14 protein-coding genes are annotated in these 17,642 nt (G+C 57.9%); 6 read left to right on the top strand and 8 right to left on the bottom strand.

The annotated features are described in order from the left end of the window. The 3 genes from ABYA88_RS12000 to ABYA88_RS11990 form a co-directional block, all read right to left on the bottom strand. Nucleotides 1-801, bottom strand: an 801-nt coding sequence (locus ABYA88_RS12000) for a glycosyltransferase (protein WP_373187548.1), incomplete at its 3' end; no start/stop codon positions are given. Continuing rightward, nucleotides 802-2,946, bottom strand: a complete 2,145-nt coding sequence (locus ABYA88_RS11995) for an FAD-dependent oxidoreductase (protein ID WP_373187547.1) — start codon at nt 2,944-2,946, stop codon at nt 802-804. 80 nt (nt 2,947-3,026) lie between these two features. Next, a complete protein-coding gene (locus ABYA88_RS11990; protein ID WP_373187546.1) occupies nt 3,027-3,482 on the bottom strand; it encodes a DUF1499 domain-containing protein in 456 nt (151 codons plus the stop codon). A 172-nt stretch (nt 3,483-3,654) separates the two neighbouring features. On the opposite strand from ABYA88_RS11990, the gene ABYA88_RS11985 reads away from it, so the two are divergent. Continuing rightward, on the top strand, nt 3,655-4,095 hold the full coding sequence (locus ABYA88_RS11985) for a MarR family winged helix-turn-helix transcriptional regulator (RefSeq protein WP_373187545.1): 441 nt from the start codon (nt 3,655-3,657) through the stop codon (nt 4,093-4,095). Nucleotides 4,096-4,115: 20 nt separating this feature from the next. Here ABYA88_RS11985 and ABYA88_RS11980 read toward each other — a convergent pair whose 3' ends face one another. The 3 genes from ABYA88_RS11980 to arsS all read right to left on the bottom strand — a co-directional run bounded on the left by ABYA88_RS11980 (nt 4,116) and on the right by arsS (nt 7,503). Next, a complete protein-coding gene (locus tag ABYA88_RS11980) occupies nt 4,116-5,078 on the bottom strand; it encodes a hypothetical protein (RefSeq protein ID WP_373187544.1) in 963 nt (320 codons plus the stop codon). Then, nucleotides 5,075-6,469, bottom strand: coding sequence for a sodium:solute symporter (locus ABYA88_RS11975; RefSeq protein WP_373187542.1), 1,395 nt, complete (start codon nt 6,467-6,469; stop codon nt 5,075-5,077). Before ABYA88_RS11975 ends, ABYA88_RS11980 begins: the two co-directional genes overlap by 4 nt. A 71-nt stretch (nt 6,470-6,540) precedes the next feature. Further along, nucleotides 6,541-7,503 carry an arsenosugar biosynthesis radical SAM (seleno)protein ArsS gene (gene arsS / locus ABYA88_RS11970; RefSeq protein ID WP_373187541.1) on the bottom strand — a complete coding sequence of 321 codons (963 nt, stop codon included), beginning with the start codon at nt 7,501-7,503 and terminating at the stop codon, nt 6,541-6,543. Nucleotides 7,504-7,684: 181 nt separating this feature from the next. Between arsS and ABYA88_RS11965 the strand changes: the two genes are divergently transcribed. Further along, entirely contained in the window at nt 7,685-8,560 is an 876-nt protein-coding gene (locus ABYA88_RS11965; RefSeq protein WP_373187540.1) for a class I SAM-dependent methyltransferase, read from the top strand. Nucleotides 8,561-8,579: 19 nt separating this feature from the next. Here the strand turns inward: ABYA88_RS11965 and ABYA88_RS11960 are convergent, their stop codons facing one another. Beyond that, a complete protein-coding gene (locus ABYA88_RS11960) occupies nt 8,580-9,632 on the bottom strand; it encodes a helix-turn-helix domain-containing protein (protein ID WP_373187539.1) in 1,053 nt (350 codons plus the stop codon). Between the two features lie 427 nt (nt 9,633-10,059). Between ABYA88_RS11960 and ABYA88_RS11955 the strand changes: the two genes are divergently transcribed. Continuing rightward, nucleotides 10,060-11,853 (top strand): DUF1302 domain-containing protein, encoded by a 1,794-nt coding sequence (locus ABYA88_RS11955; protein ID WP_373187538.1) that lies wholly within the window; start codon nt 10,060-10,062, stop codon nt 11,851-11,853. Nucleotides 11,854-11,886: 33 nt separating this feature from the next. Beyond that, nucleotides 11,887-13,251, top strand: a complete 1,365-nt coding sequence (locus ABYA88_RS11950) for a DUF1329 domain-containing protein (protein ID WP_373187549.1) — start codon at nt 11,887-11,889, stop codon at nt 13,249-13,251. A 487-nt stretch (nt 13,252-13,738) separates the two neighbouring features. On the opposite strand, the gene ABYA88_RS11945 is transcribed toward ABYA88_RS11950, so the two are convergent. Beyond that, nucleotides 13,739-14,788, bottom strand: coding sequence for a helix-turn-helix domain-containing protein (locus ABYA88_RS11945; protein ID WP_373187537.1), 1,050 nt, complete (start codon nt 14,786-14,788; stop codon nt 13,739-13,741). A 275-nt stretch (nt 14,789-15,063) separates the two neighbouring features. On the opposite strand from ABYA88_RS11945, the gene ABYA88_RS11940 reads away from it, so the two are divergent. Next, nucleotides 15,064-16,932: a DUF1302 domain-containing protein gene (locus ABYA88_RS11940; protein WP_373187536.1), complete on the top strand. Its 1,869-nt coding sequence runs from the start codon at nt 15,064-15,066 to the stop codon at nt 16,930-16,932. A 25-nt stretch (nt 16,933-16,957) separates the two neighbouring features. Beyond that, on the top strand, nt 16,958-17,642 hold a 685-nt coding region (locus ABYA88_RS11935), incomplete at its 3' end, for a DUF1329 domain-containing protein (protein ID WP_373187534.1).

Here is a 17,642-nt window from a genome sequence, read left to right as displayed (position 1 = left end):
CCGTTCGGGGCCGGGTGTTGGCTGAGGATCAGAATGGATTCCCGCCTCCGCGGGAATGACGGATTCCTCCCTACCGTCATCCTCGCGAACGCGGGGATCCATTGTCGGGTTCAGGTGGGCTGAAGAGTCCCGTTCGGGGCTCGGTGTTGGCTGAAGGCCAGAATGGATTCCCGCCTCCGCGGGAATGACGGATTCCTCCCTACCGTCATCCTCGCGAACGCGGGGATCCATTGTCGGGTTTAGGTGGGCGGAGGAGCCCTGTTCGGGGCTCGGTGTTGGCTGAAGGTCAGAATGGATTCCCGCCTTCGCGGGAATGACGGATTCCTCCCTGCCGTCATCCTCGCGAACGCGGGGATCCATTGTCGGGTTCAGGTAGGCTGAGGAGTCCTGTTCGGGGCTCGGTGTCGGCTGAAGGTCAAAATGGATTCCCGCCTTCGCGGGAATGACGGCGTGGGAGGCGGGAATGACAGCGTGGGAGGCGGGAGTGACGTTGTGTGTCGCGGGAATGGCGGACCTGATCATCCCCTCAAACCCATCAGGCAAGTGCGTATCCGCGTGCAGAAACAACAGCACTTCACCGCTGGCCAACGCCGCCCCGGCATTCATCTGCCGCGCCCGCCCCGGTGCAGATTCAATCACCTGATCCGCCAATGGACCCGCCAGCTCGACGGTGCCGTCCGCACTCCTGCCATCCACCACAATGATCTCGATCTGCCCGCGCAGTCCTTGCAGCGGCGCCAGCGCCTGCACAATGCCGGCGGCCTCATTGCGCACCGGCATGACCACCGACAGCCAGGGCATTCAGCTACCCAGCCGCCAGCGGTGGAAGCGAGCTACCCATTGCAGCAGTTTCTCGGGTGCGTGGGCGCGTTTCCATTCGCCGGCGGCGAATTTGTTGGCTTCGGACATCGTCGGGTAGGTGTGGATGGTGCCGAGGATCTTGTTCAGGCCCAGTTTGTACTTCATCGCCAGAATATATTCGGCAAGCAACTCGCCGCCATGGGCGCCGACAATGGTCACGCCCAGAATGGTGTCCTTGCCCGGAACGGTGAGTACCTTCACGTACCCTTCGGCGGCCTGGTCGGCGATGGCGCGGTCCAGGTCGTCGATGCCGTAGCGCGTCACCTCGTACTTAACATCCTGCTGCTTCGCATCATCTTCTGTCAGCCCCACGGTGGCTACTTCGGGGTCGGTGAAGGTGACGCGTGGGATGACGCGGTAGTCCACCTTGAAGCGCTTGAATGTACCAAAGAGCGCGTTCACCGCTGCATACCATGCCTGGTGTGCCGATACGTGGGTGAACTGATAGGGCCCGGTTACATCGCCCACGGCATAGATATTGGGATAACGCGTCGCCAGAAACTCGTTGGTATCCAGTGTGCCGTTTTCCCGCTTGAGCAGGTCCAGTTTCTCGATACCGTACCCCTCGGTATTGGCCTTGCGGCCGACCGCGACCAGCACGGCATCAAAGGGAATGGTGATCTCTTCGTCGGTTTCCAGGTTGTGGGCGATCAATTGATCCTGGCCATCGACTTTCTCGAAGCGGGTGGCGTCGTGTCTGAGTCGCAGATCCACGCCTTCTTCGCTCAGGGTCTTCATCACCAGCTCTGCAGCATCGGGGTCTTCCTTGGACAAGATCCGCTCGTCCCGCTCCACTTGGATCACCTGGCTCCCCAGACGCTGGAAGGCCTGGGACAGCTCGCAGCCGATCGGTCCGCCGCCGAGAATCAGCAGGCGCTTGGGCTGCTCGCGCAGACCCCAGATGGTGTCGGAATTGTACGCGTTGGCATTCTCCAGCCCCGGAATCGGCGGCATGAACGGGCGCGCGCCGGCGGCGATGATGATGTTGCGGGTGGTCAGGGTCTGGCCGTTCACTTCGACTTCCCAGGGGGATTTGATCGTCGCTGCACCCTTATGCACTTCGACGCCCAGATCGGTATAACGCTCTACCGAGTCATGCGGCTCGATATCGCCGATCACCCGCTGGATACGACTCATCACACGGGCGAAATTCACCTTTGCGCTGGCTTCGTCGTAACCCAGGGCATGGGCCCGGTTGACCTCGGCGGCAAGCTTCGCCGAGCGTATCAGCGCCTTGGAGGGCACGCAGCCGGTGTTCAGGCAGTCACCACCCATCGCATGCTTTTCGATCAGACTGACATTGGCCTTCACCGCGGCGCCAATGTAGGCGCTGACCAGTCCACCACTGCCGGCACCGATGACCACCAGATTGCGGTCAAAACTCGAGGGCTTGTTCCAGCCCTTGTAGACCCGGCGCGCCTTAATGAAATCCAGAATCTTGCGCGAAATCAGTGGGAACAGACCCAGCAGCACGAAGGCGCCGATCAGGTCAGCCGAGAGGATGCCCCCCAGTGATTCCAGCTCGCCCAGTTGGCGGCCGGCATTCACATACACCAGCGTGCCCGGGAGCATGCCGATCTGGCTGACCACCCAGTAGGTGCTGGCCTTGATCCGCATCAGGCCCATGGCCAGGTTGATCAGGAAAAACGGGAATGCCGGTACCAGGCGCAACGCGAAAAGATAAAAAGCCCCCTCGCGCTCCATCCCCCGGTTGATCGGCTTGAGCCGGTTGCCGAAGCGCTGCTGGACCCAGTCACGCAGCAGAAAACGGCTGATCAGCATCGCCAGCGTGGCGCCCAGCGTCGAAGCGAAGGAGACGATCAGCAGGCCCCAGCCGATGCCGAACAGCGCGCCGCCCAGCAGCGTCATCAATGCGGCACCAGGCAACGACAACGCCGTGACCACCACATAGATAGTAAAGAATATGCCGCCTGCCAGCCAGGGATTAGCGCTCACTCGGGCGTTGAGCATGTCCTGCCGTGCCTTGATTTCCTCAAGGCTGAAGTACTGGTTCAGATCGAACAGAAAGAAACCCGCAACCAACGCGGCGATGACGAGTAGCACAATGATCTTGCCGGTTTTCATGTTACGGGTACTCCAGACTCTGACAATAAATGGCGTCCTGCGCAGCGGATGATTTCAGCCGCGCCTGTGAACAATTGACTCTAGCGAACGTACAGCTCGGTCAGCTTTTCATGGCGCTGGCGATTGAGCCCCAGATCGGACTTGCCGGCGCGGCTTTGCGAACGAAAGTGCACCTGGCGGGCATCGCTATCCAGATAGAACTCGGCATCGTCCCGGAAGCGCATTTTGCGTGTGGTGAACAGCACCCGAAGGTAATCCTCGTTCTCCTCCACGATCTCCGCTCCATCGTAAGCTGCAACCGCGTTCTTGATTGCCTGCATTGTCGCTGCCCGGTCTTCCTTGAACGGCCATGGATCGACCACTGCTTCGGCATCATCGGTCTGCGTGGAAACCCCGTTGGGGTTGCCGCTCAAGGGTTCGAATTGCCCGGCAGTATGGCCCAGCGCGGGTGTCTGGCTGTTCTGCCAGTAGATATAGCCAAAACCGGCAGCAATCAGAGCGAGTATTACGAAGGTGATGATCAACAGTATTTTCATTGGGGGTCGTCCCTGATTAGCTTGAGATAAACTATCTTGTGCGCAAAACAATAAGCGACAGCTATTGACGGGTCAATACCTTGTGCGCAAAATAAATCCTTTGATCCAACGTCCGAGGCTTCTGATGCCCGACTCACCCGATGCAACTCCTCCATCTGATGCAAGCAGCCGCATGTTGTTACGCAATCAGCTGTGCCATTCGCTCTACAGTGCCAGCAATGCCATGGTCCGGGCGTATCGGCCACTGCTCGAACCCCTCGGCCTGACCTATCCGCAGTACCTGGTGATGCTCGCGCTCTGGGAGCACGATGCGGTGCCGATCAAGCAACTGGTCGAGGATACGCGACTGGATGCCGGTACCCTGACGCCGATCCTCAAACGCCTCGAACAGAAAGAGCTGATCCAGCGGCGCAAGGGCGTTACCGACGAACGCCAATGGTTGATCGTGCTTACGCCTGTCGGGGAAGCGATGCGCGAGCAGGCCAGCGAGATTCCGTTGCAGCTGTTCTGCATGACCAGCATGACGCTTGAGCAGGCGCAGGCGTTGAAACAGGCCGCCGAACAGATATACCAGGACGTGGTCAGCCACACCCCTGGGCCAGACAAGACCTAGCCAAGGCCCATACCGACCGATCAATCCAGCGCCGTCATTGCGCACAACGTCAGCCCCAGGCTGAAGCCGCCGAGCATCGCAGCGGCCGGGGCGTCATCGGTGCCCTTCAGCAACCTGTCCCGATACGAGAGTGCTGCCGGGCTGCCCGCGGGCCATTGCCGGTCAAATTCCTGCAGAAAAGCGTCGTGCTGGTAGTTCAGCGCGATAGCTTCCACCACCAGACCATCGAGCTCTGCCCGATATACTGCCGAGGGATGCGCGCGCGTGGCGATCCGGCTAACCAGGCCATAACGCCCGTTGTTGAAATTGGGCATCCCGGCTGCGCCATTGTTTATAACGGCAAGCTCCGGCACAGCGAGGGCGGCCGGAGCGCAGGTATGGCTGGTGGCCAGAACATCGATGCGGTTTTGCCTGGCCCACGCCTGTAGCGCCTGCTGGCGTGCGGGATCGCCCAGCGCCGTCCGTGCGCAGTGCCAGCCGGCCAGTGAACTCTCGTCGCCATGGGTTATCGCGATGCGTTTGCCGGCCACGCTGACCAGCGCGGTGGCGGGGCGGGCAGCCAGCCTTGTTGCCATACCCGATAGCTGGTGGGCGGTGTCACAGAGCCGGGCGTGAATCTGGTTGGAACGCTGGACGGTATCGTCGTCCACCTCGTCGGGGTAGGCGCAGCCACAACCCGCGGCGCTATCGTCCGGGCGGGCGAGCTCGGTTTCGACGTTGCCGCGGAGCAGGGTATGCGGCTGCAGGCGGGTTTCGATCTCGGCAAACACTGCCGGATCTACATCGAACCAGTGCATATCGCCGTTGAAAACCGCCCGTGCTCCAGGCTCCGCCGCCAGGCGTTTTTCCAGTGCGGCGAGTGCCTGGCGATTACCGTACAGGCCGCCTACCACATACAGCGTCTGGCACTCGAACAGCGGCTCACCGGCGAAACTGTCGGCCGGCAGATGGTAATCCAGCGGGCAGGAACGGCCGGCGGTCATGCGACGCTCCGGGTGGTCGGGCGCAGCAGCCAGCCGGGGAGCAGATACAGCGCGGTGCACAGCAGCAAACCATACAGGTTGGTCCCCAGCAGCAACGCATATTTGCCATCGCCGATCGCCCAGCCTGCGGGTATCCAGCCCAGCGTGAGCGCAATGCCCAGGCCCAGGCCGGTCCAGAAGCTCAGGTGAAAGCCGGCACGGGTCGGTGCGACTAAGCCGTGCAGCACAAACACCGGCGCCAGTCCCATCACCATGGTCCCGCTGATGGTGGTGGCCTTGAGGATGTCGGTGCCGGCGAGCATCGGCAGGTTACCGAATAGCGCGAACAGCACCATGGTGCTCATGCCGACACCCAGCGCCTTGCGGCCCAGATCCTTGCCAGCCAGCGCCGGCAGTTCTCGGCCGACCAGTTTGGCCAGGCTGGAGAAGGTTGAATCCAGGGTCGAGCCGGCAGCAGAGATCATCACGATGGTCATCACCACCAGCGCGGCCAGTCCCAGCGTTCTCGCCAGCTCGGCGGGTACATTGCCCGACGCTGCTACGCCCACCAGATCCGCATGTACGCCAATCAGGCTGAAGGCCAGAATCGCAAAAAAGCCCAGCACGCCGGCCACGCCGAATGCCTTGAGCATGCCTTTTTCTTCGCTGATAAAGCCGCGGTCGGTGAGTACCGGGTCATGGAAGGGATAGCTGACCAGCTGCAGACAGGCGACCAGCAGCAGGTCCACGCCGGCGTTCAATGCCCAGTTGCTGGTGCTGGCCAGTTCGGCGGGGGAGTGTTGCGGCAGCACCAGACCCAGCACGGCCACCAGCGCCACCACGAAAATCGCCGCCTGCGCCGCATCGGTCAGAATCGAACTGCGCAGGCCGCCGCGCAGGCTGTAGGCCAGGGTGACGCCGGTGAACAGCAGTGCCGCGCCGATAAATTCGATACTGCCGCTTTCACCGTAGTAACCGCCAACCACCGCGGTATTGCTCCACACCTCGTTGAACAGGCGTATCAGTATGGCAGCGGTAAACGCCAGCGCAGCGGCGCGGCCGTAGTGAGAGGTAAGAAACTGGACCATGCCGGTCGCGCCGAAATGCCGGCGCAGGCGATAAATGACCAGGCCACAGAGGGGGATTGAGAGCCAGTAGGTGGCATAGGCCAGGCCGCCAACCAGCCCGAACTCGGCGCCCAGGTTGGCCGCGTTGGTGACCGACTTGGCGAAGATCCAGCTGATAAAGATGCTGGTGGTCAGCAGAAAAGGAGACGCCTTGCGTCCGGCGCTGTCTTCACCATTGAAGAAGCCGCCGATGGTCACCGTGCGCGGCGAGAGCCAGTACATCATCGCTCCGTACACCAACAGAAAACCCCAGAAGAAAATCCCTACCCAGCTGGTCAGTTGCATGCTGCTTCCGTCGTTAAGTTGTTATCACATGATGCGTAGTTTCGCGGCGAGGCGCGCTCCCACCAAAAACCTCAGCCCAACGCGCCGCCGCAGCTTGATCCTTGACCGGCGGTGCAGGCGAAGCAGTGGTCGCGGGTAACGATGGGGTTGTTTTTCACATCGTTGCCCAGCAAGTCACTCAGGTGACTGCGGTCCCGCGCGAGCAGGTTCATTGGCAAGTCGAGCATCTGGTTGAAGTCGCAGTCATACAGATACCCCTGCCAGTCCACGCTGACCATCGAGCGGCACATCAGCGATTCCATGTTGTGCTCGCTGAAGTTATCGCGCAGCAGCTGCATATAGTCATTGAACTGGCCTTTGCTGACGAGCGTGCTGCCAAAGCGCGCTATGGGCTGGTTGGTGATGGTGTGTAGCTGGTCGAACACAATGCCGAAATCTTCGGCCAGGTGGCTCTTATAGTCAGCCTCCAGCGCGGCCTGGGGTGGCGGCAGCGAAGGGCCCTGGGGGTTGAACACCAGGTTCAGCTGCAACTCGCTGCCAGGCTGGCCATAGCCCAGTTTGTTAAGCATCTGCAGACCCTGGATGCTGCGCTCGAACACGCCATCCCCCCGTTGCTTGTCGACGTTGTCGCGCGAGTAACAGGGCAGCGATGCAGAGACAATGACCTGCTGCTCGGCCAGAAACTCGGCCAGCCCCTCATAGCCTGGCTCAGTCAGAATGGTCAGGTTGCAGCGGTCAATCACCTGCAGACCCTCGCGACGGGCGTGGGCGACTATCTCGCGAAAACGCGGATGCATCTCCGGCGCACCGCCGGTAAGGTCGAGTATCTGAACCGAATGGGCATCGATGACGTCATACAGGGTAGCCAGCACCTGATCGCTCATCGCCTCGGTGCGAGTCGGACCGGCGTTCACGTGGCAATGCAGGCAGCGCTGGTTGCAGGTATAGGTCAGGTTGACCTGAAGCGTCTGCAGGCCCGACCGGGCAATCGCCGGGAACGACAGATTGTCCAAAAGCGGTAGTGTGTCGCGCACTGTGGGCTCCTTTTTTTTAAGTTGCCATCGAATGACCGGGCGAATATCCGGTATTAATGCAAGTTTGAGTTGAGTATTCGTCGATTGTTACAGCTTGGTAGCAAAAAACCCATGGCAAACATGAACCTTATGTATCCAACTGTTAGGGTATTGGCAACAAGCGATCAGTCAGGAGATAAAAATGCGCCATCTATTACTAGGTGCTGTTTGCGTGCTTGGCATCTCGGCCAGTGTTTCGGCAGCGGCCCAGACCACCGGAACGACTTCCGTGCAGTTGTCGACCAACCAGGCGCCGGTGCTGGATTTTGAGGACACCTCAGCGATTCGCGATGCGGTAGGCAGCACCACCCGTTCCATATCCAATATCATGCGCGATGCCCATCGCAATCCGCAGCAGACTCTGGAGTTCTTCGGTATTCGTGGGGATCACATGGTAGTCGAGATCTGGCCCGGACAGGGCTGGTACACCGAGATTCTCGCTCCACTGTTGCAGGAAGAAGGCAAGCTGATCGCCGCACATTTCCCTGAAGACACCGATGTCGATTTCTTCACCGATACCCGCCAGGACTACGAACGCATGCTGCAGCGCCGCGACGTTTATGACGTGGTCGAGATGGCGACCCTGGATTACGATCCCGGGAATCCGATTGCCAAGGCGGGTACTGCAGATCGCGTGGTCACCTTCCGCAACGTGCATAACTGGCTCGCCGCCGGTATGGATGAAACCCGCACCGTGTTTGCCAAGATGTATGACGTACTCAAGCCCGGCGGCATGATGGGGTTGGTCGAGCATCGCGCGCGCCCCGGCGTGGAACTGGAAGAAATGATCAGCACCGGCTACGTCTCCGAGGATCTTGTGCTTGAGCTGGCGTTGGAAGCGGGATTCGAGCTGGTCTCACGCAGCGCGGTCAACCAGAATCCGCAGGACATGCGTGATCATCCCGAGGGCGTCTGGAGCCTGCCGCCTACCCTGCGCGGCGGCAACGAGAACCGAATCCATTACATGGGTATTGGCGAGAGCGACCGGATGACGCTGTTATTCGTCAAGCCGGAATAGTCCGTTATCCGGCATGGGATCAGCCGCCTGCGGACTCGCGCGCATCGCCTCCGCGCTGCAGAGCCCTGAAAGCTGTGGGACTCATGCCAGTCCAGCGCCGGAAGGCGCGGGTAAAGCTGCTGGGGTCGAGGAAGCCGAGTTCATAGGCGATGCTGGTCAGGGATAGCTGGCCCTGGCTGATCATCCGGATTGCGCCTTCCTTGCGCACCTCGTCCACCAGCTGCTCATAGGATGTGCCTTCCGCATTCAACTTGCGCCGCAGATGGCGCGGGCTGATATTCAACGGCACGGCAACCCGCTCTTCGGACATATCGCCGGAGCCGAGCAGCACCTGAATCCTCCGCTTTACCTGCTCGACAAGATCGTTGCTGGGCATGTTCGCCAGTAGCTCCTCCATTGCCTCGACAAATCGCGGCAACAGGAAGGGATCTGCACTGGCCAGCGGCTTGGTTAGCAGGTCTTCATCCAGCATCAAATAACAGCCTTCATTGCTGGCAGTCACCGGGCAGCCAAGCAGGCGCGCGCACAGCTCCAGCTCGCCAGCGTCGCTACGGGCCAGCGCCACACCCTTCAAAAGCCCCACATTGTCCTGGTCGAGCTGATGCAACAGGCGGCACAGATAACCAACCAGTGCCTCGATATGCTGTTGGTGCGGTTCGCCCTGACTTTTTAGCAGGATCAGCAGGGTGCCTTCCGTCTGGCGGGTTTCCAGCTTTATCTGGGTGCTGGCAATTGGAAAGAATCGGATCAGGTTATTCAGCGCCGCGCCGAGGTTCTGACTGGCCTGGCCTATCAGCGCGATCGCACTGAGCGACGTCGGGCTGAACAGACGATGGATACGCATGCCGAAAAGCGGATCTTCCGCCAACTGAACAGCCTCGGTCCACAACAGGGAACAGGACGCCTGATCGATAAAGCCCGAGGAGGGCGGCATGCCGCCGAACAGGCTCTGCACCACACTTGAATCAGCAAGTGAGTGTTCATACTGGCGCAGCGCCTGATCGATCAGCGGTACCCATAGAGCGCGCTCGCCTGTCCGGGTGCCTGCTATTGAATTCACGGTGTCCAGCATTATTCGATCCTTCGGATAAACTGATGCCTGCACGGAACCTTATTTCGCTAGGCGGAATTTAAGACTGCGACTTCACAAATCAGGGTTTGCGTCTGCTAACCCAAATGGGTGAGGCCTACATATATAGGGTGGCGAGCAGCGAGTGGGCATCTTTATATCAGATGTTACCTTTCGAAACACCCGTGCCAGGCGGGTTTCTGTGTGATCCGGGTTGCTGGCTTAACAAGTAATGGGCAGAATTTCGCGGCATCCATTCCGCGCGTATGAAAGCACGAATTTAATTCGGATTCATTAGCTGAATGGCCGGCAGGGTCAATTAAATTGGCCAGCAGGGGCAAGTCTTAGACGGGGAGTGCATGCCAGACTGCCGCTGTCCTGAACGTGTCTTCAGATACACAGGTTCATGTCACCCAAACGGAGCAGCACAATGACAAAAAAAATGCATGCTTGGTCGCTCGCGGCCTTGCCATTGGCAATCGGTCTGGCCAGTTTTACCGGTTCAGCTAATGCAGTTACTTTCAACGTGGGCGAAGTGCGCGGTCAGTTCGACTCGCAACTCTCCATTGGCGCCAGCATGTCGACTACCGACGCTGACAGACGTTTCATCCACTTTCAAACCCCAGGTCAGAATGGTCAAGCGGTAGCGCGTACGTCTGACGATGGCCGTCAGAACTACGAGTCCGGTGATTTTTTCTCCAAGATTTTCCGTGGCGTGCATGATCTCCAGTTCACCTATGGTGACTCTGGCGCGTTTCTGCGCGGCAAGTACTGGTATGACGCTGAAATTAAAGACGGAAGTCAGCGTTTCTATGATGTAGAAGATGATGGTCGTCCACCGTTGGTCAAAGGCGCAGGCGCTGCGTTGCTTGATGCGTTCGTTTACCACAACTACACCATCGGCGAGAACCCCGGCAACGTTCGTTTGGGTCGTCAGGTTGTCAGCTGGGGTGAAAGTACCTTCATCCAGAATTCCATCAATTCGATCAACCCCGTAGACGTCGCTGCTTTCCGTCGCCCAGGCGCAGAGATCAAGGAAGGTCTGCTGCCCGTTGAGATGCTGTACGTGTCTCAGGGTCTGACCGACAACCTCTCCATGGAAGCGTTCTATCAGCTGCGCTGGGAACCCTTTGCCATCGATAACTGCGGAACATTCTTCGGCGCAGACACCCTTGCTACCGGTTGCGTTGATCGCCTGGTCTTCAGTGGTGCTGATTCTCCGCAAGGCGATCCAACGCTGAACGGTCGTATTATCGTTCGTGCAGAGAAAGATCGGGACGCCAGTGATGACGGTCAGTTCGGCGTAGCGTTCCGTTATTATGCGGCTCAGCTGAATGACACCGAGTTCGGCTTCTATGCCATGAACTACCACAGTCGCGCTCCGTTCTACAGCAACATCCAGGGCCCCTTCACTCCGCTGGTTGCCAACAATAACCCCAACACTGGTCTGGGTGGATTGTCGGGTGGTGCAGGCTATTTCTTCGAATACCCAGAAGATATCCGTCTGTATGGCGTCAGCTTTGCCACAAACATCGCAGGTACTGCTGTCAGTGGTGAAGTGAGCTACCGTCCGAACATGCCTTTGCAGATCACCACCGGCAGTATGAGCCTCGCAGGTTTGACTGGAAGCGGCGCGGCTATCGGTCGCAATGATACCGTTTACACCAACGGTGAGTATATCCAGGGCTATGACCGGGCTGGTGTATATCAGGCACAGATGACCGCCATTCACTTTATTGAGCGCGTACTGGGTGCTAGCCGTCTGGCGCTGGTCGGTGAGGTCGGTTACAACCACATCGAAGGTATTGACCTGAGCGATGGTTCGACTTTCTACGGTCGTGATTCTCTGTTCGGTCAGGCCCCGACTGCGAATGGTTCCTGCGCCTCTCAGGCTGCCGCACCGTTCTCCAAGTATGCCAACAGCTGGTGTGAGTCTGACGGTTTCTACACAAGCGATTCCTGGGGTTACCGCGTGCGCGCGTCCCTGGACTACAGTAACGTGTTCCTGGGGGTCAACCTAAGCCCGAACGTCACCTTTTCCCATGACGTAGAAGGCTATGGTCCTAACTTTACAGAGAACGCCAAGGCGATTAACGTCGGTCTGAACGCGGACTACGGCAACAAGTACACCGCCAGCCTTAGCTACACCGACTTCTTTGACGGCAAGTACAACACCAACGTGGATCGTGACTTCGCATCCGCCAGTGTCAGCGTGAACTTCTAAGACAGGCAACTGAGGATAAAAATAATGATGCAGATGCAAAAAACCCTATTGGGTGCCGGTGGTCTGGCTTTAAGCCTGATGGCCACCAGCGTCATGGCCCAGAGCCTGACGCAGGACGAAATCAACCAGTTGGGTAATAACCTGACTCCGATCGGCGCTGAAAAGGCTGGTAACGCTGCCGGCACCATTCCCGAGTGGACTGGTGGGCTGGGTACAGACGCAGGCAAGATGGTTGGCGATAACTTCCAGTCCAACCCCTATGCCGACGAGCAGCCTGAATTCGTGATTACTGCCCAGAACATGGACCAGTATCGCGAGAAGCTTACCCCTGGCCAGATCGCCCTGTTCGAGCGCTATCCCGAGACCTATCGGATGCCGGTGTACCAGTCGCATCGTTCAGTTGGCTACCCGCAAGCTGTTTATGACCAGGTCAAGCAGACCGCTGGTCAAGCCAAGCTGGTTAACGGTGGCGATGGTCTGGATAACTTCTCCCATGGCACCTTTGCCTTCCCGATTCCAAAGTCGGGCGCTGAAGTTGTCTGGAACCACAACACTCGCTACCGCGTAAACATCAAGCGCTGGTACATGCAGGCGATGCCGCAGACCAACGGTTCCTACACCCTCATCAAGCTCGAAGAGGAAGTGGGTTACCCGCAGCTGATGGATGACGTCGACGAGTCGACCATTCCTAACACCTTGCTGTTCTTCAAGCAGCGTGTGAATGCGCCTTCACGTCTGGCCGGTAACGTACTGCTGGTACACGACACCCTGGATCAGCTGAAAGAGCCACGCATGGCGTGGGTTTACAACGCTGGCCAGCGTCGCGTACGTCGCGCTCCTCAGGTTGCCTATGACGGCCCGGGTACTGCTTCGGACGGTATGCGTACTTCCGACAACTTCGCCATGTACAACGGTGCACCTGACCGTTATGACTGGAAGATGATTGGCAAGAAGGAAATCTACGTACCGTACAACAGCTACAAGATGACCCAGCGCGAAGTGAAGTATGACGACGTGCTGAAAGCCGGTCACATCAACCCCGAACACACCCGCTTCGAGCTGCACCGTGTGTGGGAAGTTCAGGGTAACGTGAAGGCAGGTCAGCGCCACATTTATGCACAGCGTAACTTCTTTATGGACGAGGATTCCTGGCAGATCAACCTGGCCGATCACTACGACGGTCGCGGTACTCTCTGGCGCGTAGGTGAAGGTCACATTGCCTTCAACTACAAAGAGAAGATCCCAGGCTACTCCATCGAGACCCTGTATGACCTGCTGGCAGGTCGCTACATCGCCCTGGGCATGTACACCGAAGAAGTCTCTGCACCGCAGTACGACTTCAAGCCCAGCTACAACCAGTTCACCCCGGCAGCCCTGCGCTCCTCGGGTATCCGCTAAGCTGGTCGCCTTCGGGCAATAAGAAAGGGAGCCCTCGGGCTCCCTTTTTTTGTCTGCGTTTCAACAAATAAAATGCCTACCCCTGCGGTTTTACACCCAAAAAATGGATCCCCGCGTTCGCGAGGATGACAACCCACTCCCGTCATTCCCGCGAACGCGGGAACCCATTTTGAATTTGATCTGGAGAGCATAATCCCGCGCCAACAATGCTCAAGCCCGCTGTGTTATAGCCAAAAAATGGATCCCCGCGTCCGCGAGGATGACAACCCATCCCCGTCATTCCCGGTAACGCGGGAAATCATTTTGAATTTGGTCTGGAGAGCATAATCCCGCGCCAACAGTGCTCAAGCCCGCTGTGTTATACCCAAAAAGTGGATCCCCGCGTTCGCGAGGATGACAATTCACTCCCGTCATTCCCGGAAACGCGGGAAACCATTTTGAATTTGGGTTACAGGGTGAGAGAAGGGCGCCCGGCGCCCATTCGTTCTCAGGCGCTGGCTGTGCCGCTCTGGCGGGACTGGCCGCGGAATGCAGTGGGGCTCATGCCGGTCCAGCGGCGGAAGGCGCGGGTGAAACTGCTGGGGTCCAGAAAGCCGAGCTCAAACGCGATCCGGCCCAGGTTCAGCTTGCCGTCCTGGATCAGGCGAATCGCCAGCTCCATGCGCACTTCATCCAGCAACTTCTCGTATGTTGTCTGGGTCTCACTGAGCTTGCGGCGCAGATGCCGCGGACTCATGTTGAAGGGAGTGGCGACCAGGTCTTCCGATACCTCACGCTCTGCCACCAGCGCGCGTATACGCTGCTTAACCTGTTCAGCAAAATCGATGTTGGGTACGGCGCTGAGCATGTCCTCAAGTGTCGCATCCAGGCGTTTGACCAGAAATTCTTCGGCAGCCGGAAGCGGCGTGTTCATCATGTGCCGGTTGAGCTTGACCGCAATACGCTTGCTGCCTGGCCGGATACGCTTGCCAAAGATATCTTCGCACTTGGTGCGGGTATTCTCGTGTTCACCGATCAGGCGAGTTTCAAGTACTATCGAGCTTGTAGCAGGCTCCACAGCTTTCCACAGTTGGTGACAATGGGACAGCAGTGCTTCCATGTGCATTGGATGCGGGGTCCCGCGGGGCTGGAAATAGACTGTCAGATGCTGGTCATCCTCGACCGAATACAGCTGTACCTGAGTACTGAAAACCGAGAAGAAACGAATGACCCTTTGTACGGCTTCGCCAACGGAGGCGCTCGAGACTGCCGCCAGTCCAAGTACCTTAAGGGTGTTAGAGCGGTAGGTTTGCCCCATCCGCAGCCCGAAGCAGTCATCCTGAGCCAGTGTTGCTGCGGCATGCCAGAGCCTGTTCATGTCTGTCTGGCTAATCTGGACCGCGCTGAGATCGACCGTCTGGAAGTATTGCTGCAAATCCTCCGGCAGGTCCGCTACGGACTTGCCGTATTCCGTTGTCAGCGTCTGGCCGATGCCCTGAGCCCAAAAAGCTCTTTCCTGCAGCCGCGCACAGGGCAGGGGATGGAATTTATGGTCCATAGGTAAGAAATCTCTTGGCTTATTCTTGTATTTTTTGTCTCAACCTAAGTCATTACTGCTTCAACATAAGCCAAGTCTGCTTATTATGCAAAAGAATGGAACAGATAATTGCGAGGCCTGAAGAACGGCCATTCATCAAGTGAATGTCCCTTCGGGGCCATTAATTAGTCCTTTTCGGACAAATCAAAATCATTCTCCGTGACAGACTTGTCTCCGATGCCAGACGCCCTCCATGGCGGGCTGGCATCCATGATCCAATCTAACGGAGCAGCACAATGACAAAAAAAATGCATGCTTGGTCGCTCGCAGCATTGCCCCTGGCAATCGGTCTGGCCAGCTTCTCAGGTTCAGCAAGTGCAGTAACCTTCAATCTGGGTGAAGTGCGGGGCACTTTCGATTCCGAACTCTCTCTTGGCATGAGCGTATCGACAGCTGATGCAGAGAAGGACTTCATCCACTTCGATACCTCCGTCAATGGTGTTGATCAGGGCGGTAAGGCATTGGCCCGTACCTCCGACGATGGTCGCTTGAACTACTCGAGTGGCGACGCGTTCTCCAAGATCTTCAAGGGCTCCCACGATCTGCAGCTTCAATATGGTGACTCGGGCGCTTTCTTCCGTGGCAAATACTGGTACGACTTTGAAACCAAAGACGGTAGCCAGGATTTCTACGACATCAGCGATGACGGCCGCGAGCCCCTGCAGAAAGGTGCCGGCGTTGAATTGCTGGATGCCTTCGTTTACCACAATTACACCATCGGCGATAAGCCCGGCAACGTTCGCCTGGGTCGTCAGGTAGTCAGCTGGGGTGAAAGTACCTTCATCCAGAACTCGATCAACTCGATCAACCCGATTGACGTCGCCGCCTTCCGCCGTCCCGGTGCCGAGATCAAGGAAGGTCTGATGCCGGTCGAGATGCTGTATTTCTCCCAGGGTTTGACCGACAACCTGACCATGGAAGCCTTCTATCAGCTGAGATGGGAGCCCTTTATCCTGGATAACTGCGGCACCTTCTTTGCTGGCTCAGACGTATTGGCCAAGGGTTGTAACGATCGTCTGGTCGTTGCCGGCTCGGACGCACCGCAGGGAGATCCGTCGCTTACCCTGGGTAACGGTATTGCCCGTTATATCGTCCGTGAGCGCAAGGACGAGGACGCCTCTGATGATGGCCAGTACGGTGTAGCCTTCCGCTACTACGCAGCTGAACTGAACGATACCGAATTTGGCTTCTATGCCATGAACTACCACAGCCGACTGCCGAACTACATGAACGTGGCAGGCAGTGTGTTTGCGGGTGGTACAGGTACGGTTCGAGGCATCGATGGATCGAACGGTGGTGCAGGTTACTTCTTCACCTACCCTGAAGACATCCGTCTGTACGGCGTAAGCTTTGCTACCCAGGTGGCTGGTGTGTCGCTGGGTGGTGAGTTCAGCTACCGTCCCAACATGCCGGTCGGTATCAATACTTCCGACATGAGCCGTACAGCGCTGGTAAACAGCGGCACTGGCCAGGACAACACTCACCGTGGTCTGCGGGTATCGGATGGTGATGTCATCAAGGGTTATGATCGCAAGGAGTTCTTCCAGGCGCAGATGACTGGTATCTACTTTATCGAGCGAGTACTGGGCGCAAGTCGTCTGGCATTGGTCGGTGAGGCAGGTGTCAACTACATCAGCGGTATCGGCGGCAAGGGTGAAACCAAGTACGGCCGTGATTCCCTGTTCGGTCAAAGCCAGTGGGGTACCGATGACTCCAAGGATGGCCCGGGTACTACCGCAGGTGCATGTTCGTCTCAAAGCGGCATTCCACCCACTGAGCCCGGCGCTTCTGCGAACGCAGCGTCCTGGTGTGAAGACGAAGGTTTCTTCACCAGCTGGTCCACTGGCTACCGTGTTCGTGCGGCACTGAACTACACCAACGTCTTCGCGGGTATCAACCTGACTCCGACAGTTGCCTGGTCACATGACGTGCATGGCTATGGTCCGAACTTCAACGAGGATGCGAAGTCGATCGGTTTGGCACTGAATGCGGATTATGGCAACAAGTACAACGCCAGCTTGAGCTACACCAACTTCTTCGGTGGTGATTACAACACTAGCATCGACCGCGACTTTGCCGCCGTCAGTGTTGGCGTGAACTTCTAAGACTGGCAACTGGAGAGATAAAATAATGATGCATATGCAAAAAACTCTATTGGGTGCCGGCGGATTGGCCTTGAGCCTCCTGGCAACCGGCGTCATGGCGCAGAGCCTGACGCAGGAAGAAATCAACATGCTCGGCGGTAACGAGCTGACTCCGATCGGCGCCGAGCGAGCTGGTAATGCTGCGGGTACCATTCCCGAGTGGACCGGCGGCATCGGTCCGGAAGCTGGCAAAAAGTTGCCAGATAACTTTTCCTCGGATCCGTTCGCCGATGAGCAGCCGTTGTTTGTGATCACCGCACAAAATTATCAGCAGTATCGCGATAATCTCACGCCCGGCCACGTTGCGATGTTCGAGCGTTATCCTGAAACCTTCCAGATGCCTGTTTATCAGTCTCATCGTACGGTCGGTTACCCCCAGGAACTCTATGATGAGGTCAAGAACTCGGCGGGTCAGGCCAAGCTGGTCAATGGAGGGGATGGTCTCGACAATTTCCCGCACAAATTTTTTGCTTTCCCGATCCCAAAATCGGGCGTCGAAGTCGTCTGGAACCACAATACCCGCTACGCTCTGAACGCCAAGCGCTGGTATATGCAGGCGATGCCGCAGACAAATGGCTCCTATACCCTCATCAAGCTGCAGGACGAAGTGGCTTATCCGCGCTATATGGATGACGTCGACGAGTCGACTATTCCGAATACCAAGCTGTTCT

The sequence above is a fragment of the Halopseudomonas sp. genome, assembly GCF_041579695.1.
Lineage (GTDB): Bacteria > Pseudomonadota > Gammaproteobacteria > Pseudomonadales > Pseudomonadaceae > Halopseudomonas.
The sequence above is the reverse complement of the archived record's forward strand: the minus strand, read 5'-3'. Positions and strand labels throughout refer to the sequence as shown.